This window comes from Sinorhizobium prairiense (assembly GCF_029201645.2).
GTDB classification, from domain to species: Bacteria; Pseudomonadota; Alphaproteobacteria; order Rhizobiales; family Rhizobiaceae; genus Sinorhizobium; species Sinorhizobium meliloti_A.
Genome location: NZ_CP104133.1, coordinates 340384 through 354023, shown reverse-complemented (window position 1 = coordinate 354023; position 13640 = coordinate 340384). Strand labels below are relative to the sequence as shown.

At 64.0% G+C, this 13640-nt stretch carries 13 protein-coding genes; 5 read left to right on the top strand and 8 right to left on the bottom strand.

Features of this window, described 5'->3' with window-relative positions; all coding sequences use genetic code 11:
• Window positions 1-156 precede the first annotated feature (156 nt).
• A complete protein-coding gene (locus tag N0Q91_RS25025; RefSeq protein WP_018096189.1) occupies window positions 157-1191 on the top strand; it encodes a glutamine synthetase beta-grasp domain-containing protein in 1035 nt (344 codons plus the stop codon).
• 53 nt (window positions 1192-1244) lie between these two features.
• Window positions 1245-1538, top strand: a complete 294-nt coding sequence (locus N0Q91_RS25020; protein ID WP_275599732.1) for a DUF6065 family protein — start codon at window positions 1245-1247, stop codon at window positions 1536-1538.
• A 114-nt stretch (window positions 1539-1652) separates the two neighbouring features.
• Here N0Q91_RS25020 and N0Q91_RS25015 read toward each other — a convergent pair whose 3' ends face one another.
• The 5 genes from N0Q91_RS25015 to N0Q91_RS24995 form a co-directional block, all read right to left on the bottom strand.
• A complete protein-coding gene (locus N0Q91_RS25015; RefSeq protein ID WP_198516669.1) occupies window positions 1653-1817 on the bottom strand; it encodes a hypothetical protein in 165 nt (54 codons plus the stop codon).
• Between the two features lie 164 nt (window positions 1818-1981).
• On the bottom strand, window positions 1982-3499 hold the full coding sequence (locus N0Q91_RS25010) for a tripartite tricarboxylate transporter permease (RefSeq protein WP_018096191.1): 1518 nt from the start codon (window positions 3497-3499) through the stop codon (window positions 1982-1984).
• Between the two features lie 125 nt (window positions 3500-3624).
• Window positions 3625-4116, bottom strand: a complete 492-nt coding sequence (locus N0Q91_RS25005; protein ID WP_275599429.1) for a tripartite tricarboxylate transporter TctB family protein — start codon at window positions 4114-4116, stop codon at window positions 3625-3627.
• Entirely contained in the window at window positions 4113-5057 is a 945-nt protein-coding gene (locus tag N0Q91_RS25000; protein WP_100671294.1) for a Bug family tripartite tricarboxylate transporter substrate binding protein, read from the bottom strand. Before N0Q91_RS25000 ends, N0Q91_RS25005 begins: the two co-directional genes overlap by 4 nt.
• 234 nt (window positions 5058-5291) lie before the next feature.
• The gene (locus N0Q91_RS24995) at window positions 5292-6359 is read right to left on the bottom strand and encodes an ABC transporter substrate-binding protein (RefSeq protein ID WP_275599428.1); all 1068 of its coding nucleotides are present in this window, start codon (window positions 6357-6359) and stop codon (window positions 5292-5294) included.
• A gap of 77 nt (window positions 6360-6436) precedes the next feature.
• Between N0Q91_RS24995 and N0Q91_RS24990 the strand changes: the two genes are divergently transcribed.
• Both N0Q91_RS24990 and N0Q91_RS24985 read left to right on the top strand, forming a co-directional pair.
• On the top strand, window positions 6437-7114 hold the full coding sequence (locus N0Q91_RS24990) for a response regulator transcription factor (protein ID WP_275599427.1): 678 nt from the start codon (window positions 6437-6439) through the stop codon (window positions 7112-7114).
• Window positions 7111-8502 carry a sensor histidine kinase gene (locus tag N0Q91_RS24985; protein ID WP_275599426.1) on the top strand — a complete coding sequence of 464 codons (1392 nt, stop codon included), beginning with the start codon at window positions 7111-7113 and terminating at the stop codon, window positions 8500-8502. Before N0Q91_RS24990 ends, N0Q91_RS24985 begins: the two co-directional genes overlap by 4 nt.
• Before the next feature lie 153 nt (window positions 8503-8655).
• Here the strand turns inward: N0Q91_RS24985 and N0Q91_RS24980 are convergent, their stop codons facing one another.
• From N0Q91_RS24980 to N0Q91_RS24970, 3 genes are all read right to left on the bottom strand, one after another.
• Complete coding sequence (locus N0Q91_RS24980; RefSeq protein ID WP_026168723.1) at window positions 8656-9606, bottom strand: substrate-binding domain-containing protein; 951 nt, start codon at window positions 9604-9606, stop codon at window positions 8656-8658.
• A 66-nt stretch (window positions 9607-9672) separates the two neighbouring features.
• Window positions 9673-10683 (bottom strand): ABC transporter permease, encoded by a 1011-nt coding sequence (locus N0Q91_RS24975; protein WP_018096198.1) that lies wholly within the window; start codon window positions 10681-10683, stop codon window positions 9673-9675.
• A gap of 76 nt (window positions 10684-10759) precedes the next feature.
• A complete protein-coding gene (locus N0Q91_RS24970) occupies window positions 10760-12286 on the bottom strand; it encodes a sugar ABC transporter ATP-binding protein (protein WP_275599731.1) in 1527 nt (508 codons plus the stop codon).
• Between the two features lie 267 nt (window positions 12287-12553).
• On the opposite strand from N0Q91_RS24970, the gene N0Q91_RS24965 reads away from it, so the two are divergent.
• Window positions 12554-13579 carry a LacI family DNA-binding transcriptional regulator gene (locus tag N0Q91_RS24965; protein WP_018096200.1) on the top strand — a complete coding sequence of 342 codons (1026 nt, stop codon included), beginning with the start codon at window positions 12554-12556 and terminating at the stop codon, window positions 13577-13579.
• The last annotated feature ends 61 nt before the right edge of the window (window positions 13580-13640 follow it).

Here is a 13640-nt window from a genome sequence, read left to right as displayed (position 1 = left end):
CCGCCGCGGTGCCGCCGGCGGAAAAAGTCTCTCCGGCGCCCAACTGGCACGCTTGATGCTTCATGGTATCCGATCCCTGGCGGTTGGGCGTTGTGTAGCGCTGAAGCTGTCAGGATTTGCTCAAACCATGCAGCACCACGTTAGAGAGATTCGCTAATGACCAAGTATAAGCTCGAGTACATCTGGCTCGATGGCTACACGCCCGTTCCAAATCTCCGCGGGAAGACGCAGATCAAGGAATTCGACGCGTTTCCGACGCTCGAACAGCTTCCTCTCTGGGGCTTCGACGGCAGCTCGACGCAGCAGGCCGAAGGGCGCAGCTCCGATTGCGTGCTGAAGCCGGTTGCGGTCTATCCCGACCCGGTCCGCACGAATGGCGCATTGGTCATGTGCGAGGTCATGATGCCGGACGGCAAGACGCCGCATCCGTCGAATACCCGTGCAACGGTCCTGGACGATGAAAGCGCCTGGTTCGGCTTCGAGCAGGAATATTTCTTCTACAAGAACGGCCGCCCGCTGGGCTTCCCGGAGCAGGGCTATCCGGCGCCGCAGGGCCCGTACTACACCGGCGTCGGCTACAAGAATGTCGGCGACATCGCGCGCCAGATCGTCGAAGAGCATCTCGACATCTGCCTGGCCGCGGGCATCAACCACGAAGGCATCAACGCCGAAGTGGCCAAGGGCCAATGGGAATTCCAGGTTTTCGGCAAGGGCTCCAAGAAGGCTGCCGATGAAGTCTGGCTGGCGCGCTACCTTCTGCTGCGCCTGACGGAGAAATACGGCATCGACGTCGAGTTCCACTGCAAGCCGCTCGGCGACACGGACTGGAACGGCTCCGGCATGCACGCCAACTTCTCGACTGCCTATCTGCGCGAAGTCGGCGGCAAGGATTATTTCGAAGCGCTGATGGCCGCCTTCGAGAAGAACCTGCACGACCACATCAACGTCTACGGCCCGGACAACCACTTGCGCCTGACCGGCAAGCACGAGACGGCGCCGTGGGACAAGTTCAGCTACGGCGTGGCCGACCGCGGCGCCTCCATTCGCGTTCCGCACAGCTTCGTCAACAACGGCTACCGCGGCTATCTCGAAGATCGCCGCCCGAACTCCCAGGGCGACCCCTACCAGATCGCTTCGGTCATCCTGAAGACGATCGCGAGCGTGCCGACGGCGGTTGCCAAGGTCGCTTGATCTCTTGTTGGATGCCCGCATGAGCTCAAAGCGTGCGGGACTGTAAAATCTTGGTGGCGCCGGCCAGTTTGCCGGCGCCATTTTTATTTGAAGATCTTCCCATTCCGGCGCCTTTTCACATTCCCTGCCAGTTCGTGACGGGGACCGTTGAACAGGCCGAAGGCGGCATCACAGCGCTGACGGATATCATCGGGACGGATTGGTCGCCCTGCACATTCACCATGAAATGGCAGTTCACCCGGGCAGGGCAGGGGGTCGTTCGAAGCGGCGAGCCGACCTGTCACATCTTTCCGGTTTCGTGCGGGGGGCTCGCCGTCACGGGCCGGAGGATCATCGCGTCCGGTTGAGGTTGAAGCCGTTCGGACGACGGTCGCAATGGGAGGGCAGTTCCCTGAAACAGGATCGCGTCGCCTGATGGCGACGCGATCCTGTTTCAGGCTGGGGCCTGGACGTCGGGCAGGTCAGCCCCGGCGATTGCCCGGGAAGGCTGCGGGATCGATGCCGAGGGTGCGGAGATCCTGTGCTTTGGGGCGGCGATGGCCTTCGACGGCGGCGGCAGCAGCGGTTGCGGCGCCGAGTACGGCGAAGGCGCGGCCGATGAAGCCCATGCGGTTCTTGCTGGTCATCTCTTGCTCGCTTTCGTTTTCTATTCGATGAGCAAAAGATGGGTCCGGCGGGGTTGTTTTGCAATGCACAAAACCTCAGCCCAGCCATGCAGCGAAAGCAGGCCCGCACGCGTCCAGCAATAGGGGCGGCAGCCGATCGGGCCTGCCTGATCGTCGGAAGCCGCTCAGTCTTCGCTGGCGGCGAGTTGTGCGAGCACTTCGCCGCGGCCGCGAGCCCTGAGGATCAGCGGCACGACCAGCGCGAGCGCGGCGATCACCAGGAGCACGGCCGCGATCGGCGACGTGAAGAGCACGGTGATGTCGCCCTGGCTGATCGAGAGCGCCCTGCGGAGCTGCTGTTCGGCGAGCGGCCCGAGGATCAGGCCGACGACCACCGGCGCGATCGGATAGCCGAAGACGCGCATGACGTAGCCCAGCAGGCCGAAGGCCAGCAGCATGCCGAGTTCGAAGACCGAGGGATTGGCGCCGATGGTGCCGAGCGTTGCGAAGAGCAGGATGCCCGCATAGAGCCACGGCTTCGGGATCGTCAATAGCCTCACCCAGAGGCCGATCAGCGGCAGGTTGAGGACAAGCAGCATGAAATTGGCGATGAGGAGGCTGGCGATCAGACCCCAGACGAGCTGCGGATTGGTGGCGAAGAGCAGCGGCCCCGGCTGCAGCCCGTATTGCTGGAAGCCGGCGAGCATGATCGCGGCCGTCGCCGTGGTGGGCAGGCCGAGCGTGAGGAGCGGCACCAGCGTGCCTGCAGCGGATGCGTTGTTGGCGGCCTCCGGGCCCGCCACGCCCTCGATGGCGCCGTTGCCGAATTCCTCCGGATGTTTGGTCAGGCGCTTCTCCGCGGCATAGGAGAGGAAAGTGCCGATCTCGGCGCCCCCGGCCGGCATGGCGCCGATGGGAAAGCCGATGAAGGTGCCGCGCAGCCACGGCTTCCAGGAGCGCGCCCAATCCGTGGCGCTCATCCAGACCGAGCCCTTGACCGCTTCCACCTTGTCCGGGCCGCGGTCGCCTTGCGCGGCGATGAACAGCGTCTCGCCGATCGCGAACATGGCGACGGCGAGAGTCGTCACCTCGATGCCGTCGAGGAGGTCGGGCACGCCGAAAGAAAGGCGCGCCTGGCCGGTCAGCTGGTCGATGCCGATGCAGGCAAGGGTCAGGCCGACGAAGAGCGAGGTGAGCCCCCGCAGCGTCGAGTCGCCGAAGGCGGAGGAGACGGTGACGAAGGCGAGCACCATCAGCGCGAAATATTCGCGCGGGCCGAAGACGAGCGCCAGCTTGACGATATAGGGAGCAATGAAGGCCAGTCCGAGCGTGGCGATGAGGCCGGCGACGAAGGAGCCGATGGCTGCCGTGGCAAGCGCCGGACCGCCGCGGCCGGCACGCGCCATCTTGTTGCCCTCGAGGGCGGTGACGATCGAGGCGCTCTCGCCGGGCGTGTTGAGAAGGATCGACGTCGTCGAACCCCCATACATGCCGCCATAATATATGCCGGCGAACATGATGAGCGACCCGGCCGGATCGAGCTGATAGGTGACCGGCAGGAGCAGTGCGACGGTCAATGCGGGACCGATGCCGGGCAGCACGCCGACGGCGGTGCCGAGCGTTACGCCGATGAGTGCGTAGAGAAGGTTCATCGGCTGGGCAGCGACCAGCAGCCCCTGCAGCAGGAAATCGAAAGTACCCATGGTCGTCGGCCTTCTTTAGATCACGGTGATTCCAGGATCGAACCTGAAATCATGAACGTGATCGATCTGATAGGTTAAGAGCGGGATGCGGGCGGAAGACCGCACACACTTTTCCTGATCCCGCTCTAGAAGAACAGGCGTTCCAGCGGCCCTGCGGGCAGCGACAATTGCAGCAGCTTGGCGAAAACAGCCCAGACGATGAAACTGAACACGACGCCGACCGGCACGGTCAGCCACAATTTGCGTTTGCCGAAGCCGCGGGCCGTGAGGGCGAAGAGAATGCCGGTCGCGATCGAGAAGCCGAGCGTGTTCAAGAGCAGCATCTGCGCTGCAAGTCCGGCGACGATCCAGACAACCGGACCCGCCTGCTGGTGCTCGCGTTCGGGAAAGTCGCCCCGCCAGGCTTCGACCGCCGTCCAGACCGCAAGCGCGATGAGACAGCAGGCGATCGCGTAGGGCACGGTCATCGGCCCGACTTGCGAGTAGCCGGCAAGGCCGCTCAGGCGCGACACGTCCCAGAAGATCACACCGGCGATTGCTGCCAGAACGGCGGCGATGACCAGCGCCGCCCGGTCGGGGCGGCGCGTTTCGACGGAAGGGTTGTTCCCCTTGTTCATTTGACCAGTCCGATGTCCTTCAGGACGGTTTCCGTGGCGGAAATGTCCTTGGCGAGCTGCTCGTCGAAGGCGGCGCCGGCGAGATAGGTGTCCTGCCAGCCTTTGGTCTTCAGCACTTCCTGCCAGCCTGCGGATTTGGCAAGCTTCTCGATGTCGGCGGAGACTGCGGCCTTCTGTTCTTCCGTGAGGCCCGGGGCAGCGGCGACCATGCGCCAGTTTTCGACCACGACGTCGACGCCGGATTCCTTCAGCGTCGGCGCGTCGATACCCTCGAGGCGCTCGGCGCTGGAGACGGCGAGCAGGCGGAGCGTTCCGGCCTTCACCTGGGACTCGAATTCACCGTAACCGGAAATGCCGGCGGTTACCTGGCTGCCGAGGATCGCGGCAAGCGCCTCGCCGCCGCCGGAATAGGCGATGTAGTTGATCTTGGTCGGATCGACACCAGCGGCCTTGGCGATCAGGCCTACCGCGATATGGTCGGTACCGCCGGCCGAGCCGCCTGCCCAGGAAACCGCGCCCGGATCCTTCTTCAGCGCCTCGACGAGGTCTTTCATCGTCTGGATCTCGGAGGCGGCGGGAACGACGATCGCTTCGTATTCGCCCGTAAGCCGCGCGATCGGCGTCACGTCCTTGAGGGTGACCGGCGAGTTGTTGGTGAGGATGGCGCCGACCATGACGTAACCGCCGACGAGGAGCGCGTTCGGGTTGCCCTTCTGCTGGCTTGCGAACTGGGCAAGGCCGATCGTGCCGCCGGCGCCCGGAACGTTCTGGACCTGCACGTTGCCGGAAATGCCCTCCTGCTGCATGACAGTCTGCAGCGAACGGGCGGTCTGGTCCCAGCCGCCGCCGGGATTGGCCGGCGCGATGATCGTGTAGTCGGCGGCATAGGCCGGCAGAGCAATTGCGCCGGCAAGAATGGATGCGAGGAAGAAGTGTTTCAAGGTCGGTCCTCCGTGAGGCGCGCTTCGTCACGCGCACATTGATTATCGTTCGCGTCGGGGAGAAGCGGCTGGTCGACATCGACGGCGACCTTAGACCGGACTGGTGAATCCTCCCGATACGCTGCCGGCGGTCCGCCTCCACGGTTCGCCGGCGACCTTAAGCAACATAGAAAGCTGACATTAACCTGACATCAAGTCCGTTTCGCGTAAATGACTTGTTTGCCTGCTTATTATTCACTGCAGGCGCAGCATCTCGTTCCAGCGGGCAATCAGCCGCGCCCGCTTGACCTGGTCGAGATAGACCATCAGCCCGGGACTGACCGGTACGGGTTTCAACTGACCTCCGAGCATTTCCCGCATGGTGTTCGCGGTGTTCTCGCCGGCGACTTCGGGGCTGACCGCCGGGATCTGCAGCTCCCGCGCCATGATCGTCTGGCCCTCCTTCGACATGAAGAATTCGAGATAGCGGCGGCCAAGTTCGGGGGCGGCTGCGGCCTGCGGCACCAGCCCGATGCGCGACATGACGACCGTATAGTCCTTCGGCAGCACGATGCCGACATCCGGATGCCGCGATGCCCAGTCGGCCGCGTAGGAGCCGAGGATGTTGTAGCCGAGCACGAAGCGTCCGTCGGAAATTCTCTCCAGGATCGCCTGACTGGTCGAATAGAGCTTCACGCCGGCCGACCCCATGGTGCGGATCACCGTCCAGATGTCGCCGAACTGCTCCTGGTCGCGCGACATGAAGAGGAAGCCGACGCCGGAACGTTCGATGTCGTAGGTGCCGATGCGGCCGAAGACGGCGTTTCCTTTCCGCTTGAGGTAATCGACGAATTCGGCGCGCGTCGCCGGCGGCTGCTCGTGCCGGAAGCTCGGCTTGTGGTAGACGAAGACGGCCGGCTCGAAGGTGAGAGCGTAAGCCGTGTTGCGCCAGTTCGCCCAGGCCGGCCAGCGTCCGCTCATAGGCAGGTCGCTGCGTTGCGCATAACCGTCATTGCTGAGCTTGACCTGCAGGTCCATGGCGGAGGAAAAGGCGAAATCGGCAGTCTTCTCGCCGGCATCGGTCTCCTTGACGATCCTGTCGTAGATCTCGCCGGTCAGCATGTCCTCGTAGCGGACCGCGACATCGGGATTGGCCTTCTGGAAGCCGTCGATCATCGGTCTCGCCAAGGGTTCGTCGAGCGAGGAATAGACGGTCAGGACCGGTGCGGCGCCGTCACCGGAGAGAGCCGGGAAGAATGTCGGCGCGGCCTCGGCGACCGGGGCCGACAGGATCAAAAAACCGAGAGAAATCAAGAACCGCATGAATTCACAATGCCTGAGAGCGCTGCCGTTCACAAGCAAGCTCGCGAGCGATAGAGTGATCCCGGGGAGAGGCGATATTGCGTATCTTGCTGGTTGAGGACAATCGGGCCCTGGCGGAGGGCCTTTCGACGCTTCTGCGGGGCAGCGGCTATGCCGTCGACGTCGTGAGCGACGGCGCATCCGCGCATGCGGTTGCTGCGGCCGAGAGCTTCGATCTGGTGATCCTCGATTTGAACCTGCCGGAGATGGATGGACTGGACGTGCTGCGTGCCATGCGGGCACGGCAGAACCGCGCGGCGGTTCTCATCCTGACGGCGCGCGGTACGCCGGAAGAGAGGATCAAGGGACTCGACCTCGGCGCCGACGATTACCTGATCAAGCCTTTCGATATCGGCGAGTTCGAGGCGCGCGTGCGCGTCCTCCTGCGCCGGCAGGCCGGGTTGCGCGCCTCCGTCGTCAGCTATGGCAATGTCTCGCTCGATCTCACCTCGCGCAGTTTCTCCTCGGCAGGCATACCGATCGAAATTCCGGCGCGCGAGCTCGGTCTTCTCGAGCTTCTGTTCATGCGCGCCGGTAAGGTCGTCGCCAAGGACGCCATCGTGCAATCGCTGACGGGCCTTGACGACGATCTGAGCCCCAATGCGATCGAGCAATATGTGAGCCGGCTGCGCAAGCGGCTGGCGCCCTTCGGGCTGACCGTACGGACCGCCCGCGGCATCGGCTATTATCTCGACAAGACGGCCGGTCCCGAATGACAGCCGCCCCCGGAAAGGTCGTCTATTCGCTGCGGCGCAGGCTGCTCGGCTGGCTGCTGATCTCGACAGCCGTGATCGGCGTCGTCGCGCTGGCGGATACCTACCGGGAAGCCGTCAAGACGGCAAATGCCGTCTCGGACCGGGTGCTTGCCGGATCGGCGCTGGCGATCGCCGAGCGCGTGGTCGTCGCCGAAGACGGCTCGTTGCAGGTCGACATCCCCTATGTTGCGCTCGAGATGCTGACATCGGCGGCGCAGGACCGGGTCTTTTACCGGGTGGACGGCCCGCCCGGCGAGTTCATCACCGGTTACCAGACCCTGCCTTCGCTTTCCGAAAGCACCGGTCAATCGACGAGCTTCGCAGATGCCGTCTTTCGCGGCGAACCTATCCGCGTCGCGGCACTCAGACGCTCCGCCTCGACCGGGGTCAATTCCGTTCCCTTCGTCGTCACCGTCGCGGAGACGACGATCGCCCGGCGCCAGCTCGCGCAGACCATCATCATCCGCTCGGCCCTGCGCCTCGGGCTGATAATCGCCGGGGCGGCGATGATCGTCTGGGTCGCCGTCACCTTTTCCCTGAGGCCGCTCTATCGGCTTGGCGATGCGATCGCCGAGCGCAGCCCCGACGATCTGCATCCGATCCGCGAGCAGGTGCCGAACGAAGTCCAGGGGCTCGTCGATACCGTGAACTCTTTCATGGTCCGCCTGCAATCGGCCCTCGATGCCCTGCGGCACTTCACCGGCAATGCCAGCCATCAGCTCAGAACCCCCCTTGCTATCATCCGCACGCAGCTTGCGCTTGCGCAGCGGGCGACGACGACCGAGGAAACCCGGGCGGCGGCGATGAAGGCGGACGAGGCCGTCGCCAATGCCGAGCGCATTCTCGCGCAGCTGCTGCTGATGGCCAAGATCGATGCCGCGGGCCGAGACGAGGCGCGGGGATTGGAGCGGGTCGAACTCGTCGGGCTTGCCCGCGCCGTCACGGCGGACCACGTACCGGCGGCGGGCGAAGCCGGCATCGATCTCGGCTTTGCCGGCGAGGGCGAGCACTGGATCCGCGCCGAGCCCCTGCTTATCGGCGAACTCCTGAAGAACCTGATCGGCAACGCGTTGCTTTATGCCGGCCGCGGGGCGGAGGTGACCGTGCGCGTCGGGAGCGGGGACCACGCGGTCCTGCTGGAAGTGGAGGACAATGGCCCGGGCATTCCGGCGGAGCTGCGCGAGGCGGCGCTCAAGCGTTTCCGGCGCGGCGGCGAGGAAGCCCCCGGTACCGGACTGGGCCTCCCGATCGTCGAGGAAATCGTCGGGCTTTACGGCGGGACCATGCGGCTGGACGAGGGTGACGCCGGTCGAGGGTTGAAGGTGGTGGCGGCGTTTCCGGCGGGGTGAGGCTGATTACAGGCGGCCGCGAAGGCGCCCACGGGCTACCCCCTCTGCCCGGCAGGGCAGAGGGGGTAGCCCGTTGCATAAACGCCAAAGAAAAAGACCCGCCCGAGGAGAAAGCCTCAGGCAGGCCGTGTCTTGATTAGCTCCGACGTCCGGTCAGAACGGCGAATCGGGGAAATAGAAGTCCTTGGCGTTTTCCTTGGTCACCAGCGTCGCGTCGATCGTGTAGGTGCCGCGAACCGGGACCTGGCCGTAGAAGTTGGCAACGGTCATTTCGAGTGCCGTGCCGACCATCGCCGGCGGGTAGAGCACGTCGACCGGGATCATCTTGTCGCCGTCCATGACCCGCTTGATCATGTCCTTCGAACCGGCTCCGGCGACCACATACTGGATGTCGGTGCGCTTGGCCTGGTCGATCGCCTGCAGCACGCCGACGGCCATGTCGTCATCCTGACACCAAACGACGTCGATCTGCGGATACTTGGTCAGGTAGTCCTGCATGACCTTGAAGGCGTCGTCGCGATTCCAGTTGCCGTACTGGCGGTCCAGGATTTCGACCTTGGAGCCGGCGATGCCCTTGTCGAAGCCGTCCTGACGCTGCTGGTCGATCGGGATCGGCAGGCCGCGAATGACGACCACCTTGGCTTCCGGCGTCGTGGCCTTGATGTATTCGCCGGCGACCTGGCCGAGTGCCGGGTTGTTGCCGGCGACATAGAGGTCACGCACGCTGTTGTCGTTGGTCGAGGGCGCGCGGTCCACCAGCGCCACGAAGGTGCCCTTGCCCTTGATTTCCTTGATCGCATTGACCAGCGGATCGGGGTCGGTCGGCAGGATCACGAGGGCGTCGATCCCCTGGGTTTCGAGGTCCTGCACGGCGTTGGCCTGGCTCGCCGGATCCGGCGAGGTCTTGACGATGACGTTGAGGCCCGGATGCTGCTCCATGAGCAGCTTGGCAACGCGCTCGGCGTGGAACACGACGCCGGCGGTCCAGCCATGGTCGGCCGCCGGGATCGACACGCCGATCGTGACGTTCTTGTCTTGTGCATGGGCTGCACCCGTCAGTGCCATCATGGTCACGGCGGCAATGCCCATTAATCCCTTTCGCATGCTTCTTCCTCCCAATGATTCTAGGTCTTGGTTGCATGTGGCCGGATCGCGCTCGATCCGGCTTGGTCACGATTTGCGTACCAGCGAGCGCTGGACGAGCATCGCGATGATGATGATCGCACCCTGCATCGCGCCGATCAGGTATTCGCTGATGAAGTTCGACAGGAGCATGATGTTTCCGACCAATTCGAGAATGAAGGCACCGCAGATCGTGCCCCAGACGCGGCCGGCGCCGCCCTTGAGCGCCGTTCCGCCGACGACGACGGCGGTGATGGCCTGCAGTTCCCAGAGGATACCGGTCGTGGCCGAGGTGGATCCGAGCCGCGGCACGTAGAGCAGCACGGCGACGGCGACGCAGAGTCCCTGGATGACGAAGGCGATGGTGCGAACGCGGTTGACGGCGATGCCGGAATAGCGAGCCACGTCGCTGTTGGAGCCGACCGCGACCACGTGCCGGCCGTAACGCGTGCGATAAAGGATGAAGGCGGCGACGGCGGTGACCGCGAGGATGATCGCGATCGGCACCGGCACGCCGAGAATGCTGCCGAAATAGGCCGGGCGATAGAGCTCCTGTATTTCCGGCTCGCGCAGGGTGATCGCGCCGCCTTGCGAAAGCCAGGTGGTAAGGCCGCGATAGATGCCCATCGTGCCGAGCGTCGCGATGAAGGGCTCGATCCTGCCGACCGTGGTGATCAGCCCGTTGGCGAGCCCGCAGGCGCTACCGGCGACGACCGCAAAGAGGACCGCGGCCGTGAGCATCAGTGCCGGATCGGCAATCACGCCGGAATTCATGAACAGGATCATGAGGCTTGCGACGAAGGCGACCATCGAGCCGACCGAAAGGTCGAGGTCGCCTGCGGAAATGACGAAGGTGGCGCCAACAGCGATGATGGCGATGAAGGCGCTGCGGGTGGCGACGTTGGCGAGGTTGTTGAGACTGATGAAGTTGGGGTTGACCATGGCACCGACGATCAACAGCAGTGCAAGGGCGGCAAACGGCGCCACCGCCCTGAGATCGACGTCCCGCCACGTCCGGCGGTGCGTTGTGCTTTGGATGCTTTCCTCGTTCACGCTCATGTCCAGATCAACCTCTCCCGCCCCCGAGCCGGGGAATTCCTTTTCCTGTGCCTGCCTTCGCCGCGCGTCCAAGCGGTCAGGCGGCAGCCATTTTCTTCAGTCCGGCTGCGTAGCGCATGATCTCCTGTTCGGAGATCTCGTCTCCTTCGAGCATGCCGACGATGCGTCCCTCGCGCATCACCGCGACCCTGGTGCAAAGCCCGATGACCTCGGGCATTTCGGAAGAGACGACGATGATCGAGCGGCCGTCGCGCGCGAGCGCCGAGATGAAATGATAGATCTGCTGCTTGGTGCCGACGTCGATGCCGCGTGTCGGCTCGTCGATGATGATGATGTCCGGTTCCGTTTCCATCACCTTGGCGAGCAGCAGCTTCTGCTGGTTGCCGCCGGACATGCGCCTGGCGACGACATTGCCGTCGCGCACGCGGATGTCGAAGCGGCGGCGGGCCCTTTCGAGCGCAGCCGCCTCGCTTGCCGGGCTGAGATAGCCGATGCGGGCATGCCGGCCGAGCGACTGCAAGGTCAGGTTCGTCGTCATGCCGGAGTTGAGCAGCAGGCCTTTCGCCTTGCGGTCCTTGGTCATGTAGGCAAGACCGCGCCGGTTGGCCGCGTGCACGTCGCCTGAAGGCGCGGTCTCTCCACGGATCGTCACCTCGCCCGACAGGCGGGGCCTGAGGCCGGCGACCGCTTCCATGAGTTCGGTGCGGCCGGAGCCGATCATGCCCGAAAAGCCCAGTATTTCGCCTTTGCGCACCTCGAAGCTGGCGTCCTTCACATAGTCGGTCGAGACGGCGTCGACTCGCAGCACGACCTCTTCGTCGACGTTCGGCTCATTCTTGGCGGGATAGAGACTCGACATTTCGCGGCCGACCATGAGCTGCGCAATCGACTCGCCGTCGAGCATCGATGTCGCGGCGGTCTTCACCCACTGCCCGTCGCGCAGCACCGTCACCCGGTCGGTCAGTTCGATGACTTCGTCGAGCTTGTGCGACACGAAGACGAAGCTCGTGCCTCTATCGCGCAGCTTGCGCACCTGCCGGAAAAGGAAGTTGGTCTCCTCGCGGGAGAGAACGGCCGTCGGTTCGTCCATGAAGACGATCCGCGCGTCGCGGCTGATGGCCTTGGCGATCTCGACCATCTGTTTTTCGGCGATTGAAAGACTGCCGATCAGCGCGTTCGCGTCCACGTGGCAGCCGAGCAGATCGAGAACCCGGCGCGCCTCCGCGCGCATATATTTGCGGTCGAGCACGCCGAAACGCGTCACCTCGCGACCGAGAAACAGGCTTTCGGCAACGGTCAGATGTTCGGCGAGATTGAATTCCTGGTGGATGATAACGATGCCCAGCGCTTCGGCCGCGCCGTTTGCAGGAAGCGTTACCGGCTGGCCATCGAGCAGGACCTCGCCCGAGGACGGTTGCTCGAACCCTGAAAGAATCTTGACGAGGGTCGACTTGCCGGCGCCGTTCTCGCCCATCAGGGCATGGATCTCGCCGGCGCGAAGCTCGAAATTGACACTGAAGAGCACCTGCACGCCGCTGAATGACTTGTTGATCCGCCGCGCCTCCAGCACGACGCGCGCGGCGTCTACCGTCTCCGGATTCATCGATTCCCCCATTGCGGCTCCCGACCGCCCATTGATGTTATGTAAACCTTTACACTCCCGATGTAAAGGTTTACATAACGGCATGCACAGGAATTTGCCGGACCGCCTTTGACGTTGCCCGCGGTGTGTGTAGTGTCCCGCCGTGTACAGCGCCGCGCGTTCTTGTCAGACACGCAAAGTCCGCCGTAGCAATTGATTAGCTGCTTGTTTTATCTCTAAATCGGGATTTAGGGAAACACGCAGTAGGGAGACGCAAGGCAGAGCGCAGTGTCGGATTCCACGCCCGCAACCATCGAAGACGTCGCCAGGATCGCTGAAGTTTCGATCGCGACGGTATCGCGGGCAATCCACAACCCGGAGAAGGTCGCTAAATCCACGCGGCTGAAGGTCAACCAGGCGATCGCGATCACCGGTTATACGACCAATGCCATGGCTCGCAGCCTGCGCCTCGGCCGCTCGAACATGATCCTGGTCGTCGCCCCGGATATCGGCGATCCGAACTTTTCGAGCATCCTGGTCGGCCTCGAAAACGAGGCACGGTCGCACGGATACGGCGTGCTGATCGGCCATACCCAAAACGACGCCCAGCGCGCGGTCGAATATCTGAAGTTTCTCAACTCCAACCAGGCGGCGGGTCTGATCCTCTTTACCGGCATCCTGCCCTTCGGTCACGAGACGATAGCAGCGCGGCTGCCGCCGAGCGTCGGCATATTCGAGCCCGTCTTCAACGGCGGCATACCCTATGTGGGTGTCGACGATGTCGAGGGCGCCCGCAAGGTGGTCGACCTCCTCATCGCCGAAGGTCATCGCAAGATCGCTTTCATCGGCGATTCGCGGACCCGCCTTGCCTATAAGCGGCGCCGCGCCGGCTATGATGCGGGCCTCGATGCGGCGGGGGTGCCGGCGGAACTTCGGCTGGTCCAGGAGGGCGACGGCACGCTCGAGAGCGGCAGGGCTGCCGTCGAGCGGCTCTTCGTGCGCGACACGCTGCCGACGGCATTCATGTGCGTCAACGATCAGACGGCACTCGGCGTGATGATCGGGCTGAAGGCACGCGGCTATGACATACCGCGCGATTTCTCGGTGACAGGCTTCGACGACGTGCCGCAGGCGACATTCATGACGCCGGCTTTGACCACGATCCGCCAGCCGCGCACGCTGATCGGCAAACACGCCATGGCGCTTCTCTTGGAGCTTCTCTCCGACCGCAGCCCGGCAGAGACCGAGATCTTCCTCAGGCCCGATCTCGTGGTGCGAAACTCCGTATCCTCGCCATCCGCACGGTGGGCTTGAGAAGGCTTCACTGCCGCTGCCCCGCTTCAGCCTGTGGAAACACGCAGTTCCCCATCAAAGA

What these genes read in the sequence shown, in the direction of transcription:
- N0Q91_RS25025 (WP_018096189.1), top strand. Translation starts at nt 157, where the DNA reads ATGACCAAGTATAAGCTCGAGTACATCTGGCTCGATGGCTACACGCCC.
- N0Q91_RS25015 (WP_198516669.1), bottom strand. Translation starts at nt 1,817, where the DNA reads ATGACCAGCAAGAACCGCATGGGCTTCATCGGCCGCGCCTTCGCCGTA.
- N0Q91_RS25010 (WP_018096191.1), bottom strand. Translation starts at nt 3,499, where the DNA reads ATGGGTACTTTCGATTTCCTGCTGCAGGGGCTGCTGGTCGCTGCCCAG.
- N0Q91_RS25005 (WP_275599429.1), bottom strand. Translation starts at nt 4,116, where the DNA reads ATGAACAAGGGGAACAACCCTTCCGTCGAAACGCGCCGCCCCGACCGG.
- N0Q91_RS24995 (WP_275599428.1), bottom strand. Translation starts at nt 6,359, where the DNA reads ATGCGGTTCTTGATTTCTCTCGGTTTTTTGATCCTGTCGGCCCCGGTC.
- N0Q91_RS24985 (WP_275599426.1), top strand. Translation starts at nt 7,111, where the DNA reads ATGACAGCCGCCCCCGGAAAGGTCGTCTATTCGCTGCGGCGCAGGCTG.
- N0Q91_RS24980 (WP_026168723.1), bottom strand. Translation starts at nt 9,606, where the DNA reads ATGCGAAAGGGATTAATGGGCATTGCCGCCGTGACCATGATGGCACTG.
- N0Q91_RS24975 (WP_018096198.1), bottom strand. Translation starts at nt 10,683, where the DNA reads ATGAGCGTGAACGAGGAAAGCATCCAAAGCACAACGCACCGCCGGACG.
- N0Q91_RS24970 (WP_275599731.1), bottom strand. Translation starts at nt 12,286, where the DNA reads ATGAATCCGGAGACGGTAGACGCCGCGCGCGTCGTGCTGGAGGCGCGG.